General features: G+C 67.5%; 3 protein-coding genes. 1 reads left to right on the top strand and 2 read right to left on the bottom strand.

The window, feature by feature from the left end; genetic code table 11:
- Positions 1-120 precede the first annotated feature (120 nt).
- A complete protein-coding gene (locus C2L58_RS27860; protein ID WP_233225973.1) occupies positions 121-1,233 on the bottom strand; it encodes a tyrosine-type recombinase/integrase in 1,113 nt (370 codons plus the stop codon).
- Complete coding sequence (locus tag C2L58_RS27855) at positions 1,212-1,556, bottom strand: hypothetical protein (protein ID WP_199191473.1); 345 nt, start codon at positions 1,554-1,556, stop codon at positions 1,212-1,214. Before C2L58_RS27855 ends, C2L58_RS27860 begins: the two co-directional genes overlap by 22 nt.
- Positions 1,557-1,689: 133 nt before the next feature.
- Here C2L58_RS27855 and C2L58_RS27850 point away from each other — a divergent pair.
- The coding region (locus tag C2L58_RS27850) for a helix-turn-helix domain-containing protein (protein WP_146073698.1) at positions 1,690-1,998 on the top strand (309 nt) is incomplete at its 3' end.

The following is a 1,998-nucleotide window of genomic DNA, read 5'->3' as shown; positions in this document are numbered from 1 at the left end:
GATTAGCTCAGCGGGAGAGCGCTTCCCTGACACGGAAGAGGTCACTGGTTCAATCCCAGTATCGCGCACCACATGTTTTCGCAGGTCAGAAGCCCTGTCCCTCCCCGGAGGGGCGGGGCTTCAGTCGTCAGATGGCGATGAAATGGCGATGGCACCCGGCGCCGGGATGGCCCGCCTGGATCGCAGGTGCGGGAACCAGGACACCAGCTTGGCCCGCTCCCCCGGGTACAGCGACGCCAGCGACCGCAGCCAGCGCTCCTCGAGAACATCCAGAATCTGGTTCACCATCGCCGGCGTCACGTGGTCGTAGACCCGCGCGATGCCCTTCATCTTCTGCCCCAGCCGCGCCCGGCGCGCTACCTCCGGGATCCCGTCCTCGGTCAGCCACGTGGCGTGCGTGTGCCGCCCTTCGTGGAAGGTGAAGGTCGGCAGAATCGGTGGCCGCCGCTCCCCCGCCCCAGACTCGTCCAGATCGATCCCGTCCCACGCCGGCCGCCAGAACCTGATCCGGAAGTTCGACCGCCGCCACGGATGCCCCTCCGGAGTGCACAGCACGAACGGATCACGGTGGCTGTCCATCAGCTCCTCGTAGAGCACCGCGATCCCCGGCGGGAGTGCCACGAATCGAGTCCCTGCAGGGGTTTTGGTCCGGCCCTTCTTGGGCCGGGAGTTCCCCCGCCTTGTCGGGGGCCGCTGGCGGCCGTCCGAGTGATGGTCATCACTCTTCCGGCCTCCTTTGTAGACCTTCCCGCCCACTTCTTTCAGCGGCGACCGGATCTCGATGCCGCGGCGCTCGGCGTCGTACTCATGCCGCTGCTGCCCGACAAGTTCACCCCATCGGGCGCCGGTATAGACATCCATCAAGCACAACACGAACCCCGACATCCCGAGCCCCAGCTCGTAGAGCCGCATCGCGGCCCTCAGCGCCTGGGCCGGCGTAGCCACCAGCCGCTCCGTGTCGAACTCTCCGTTGGTCACCCGTACGCCGTTGCACGGGTTCGCCGGAATCATCCGGGCCCGCACGGCGCCGTTCAGGATCGTCGAGAAGAGCGCGAAGTACGAGGACACGGACGACTCGGCGAACTCATCGTGCAGCTCCGAGAGCCACCGCTCGATCTCGACATACCCGTTGAAGATCGCGACCAACGGCCATGCCTTCCACTGCGGGAGCAGCTGGTTGTCGAGGAACGACCGGTACTTCGCGACCGTGTTCAGCTCCAGCCGCGGAGCCACCGCCTCGAGCCACTCCTCGGCGAAGTCTTCGAACCGCGTCTCGCCGTCGCGGCCTTGAGTGAGCGGGCGTCGCTGAAGCGTGTGCGATCGTCGCCGATCTCGCCCAGGACACGCGCGCCGGACAGATCAGCCAGGCCTGGGAAGCTGGTGATGATCGCATAATCCGGGTGCTGCTGGAACGCTGTGGTGGTGGACTCGGTGAGCTGGTCCGCGCTGGCGCACTCCGTGTCCAGAGTGGCCAGCAGCGCGAGGGATTGGCGGCCGAACACCTCCTCGACCACCCGCGGCTGCCGCAGCTGCGGCTTGCGCGGCTCGTCGAGCAACTGTGCTGCCAGGACATCTGTTGCGGGTCATGACGTTGGTGACGCGGGCGAAGGCCTGAGACGAGGGACGGGTCTTTCGGCGGCAGGATGAGAAGTGCGACCCACTCATCACGCCGAGCAGAAAGACCCGTCCATGCACCACCGTAATGCCCCGCTGTCCCTCGAGGGCCGCCGCCGGCTCGTGCAGCGTTGCCAGACCCGCCCGATCGCCCACGTCGCCGCGGAGATGGGCATCTCCCGCCAATGCGCATCCAAATGGGTCAACCGCTACCGACGCCACGGCGAGACCGGTCTGCTCGACCGGCCCACCGTCCCGCACCACCAGCCCACCGCCACCCACGCCGAGGTGGTGGCCCGGATCGAGCAGCTACGCCGCCAGCGCAAGTACTCCGCCCGCCGGATCGCCACCGAGCTGGCTGCCGAGGGCATCACCATCTCGGTC

The organism is Amycolatopsis sp. CA-126428, assembly GCF_002904335.1.
Classification (GTDB): Bacteria; Actinomycetota; Actinomycetes; order Mycobacteriales; family Pseudonocardiaceae; genus Amycolatopsis.
The sequence above is the reverse complement of the archived record's forward strand: the minus strand, read 5'-3'. Positions and strand labels throughout refer to the sequence as shown.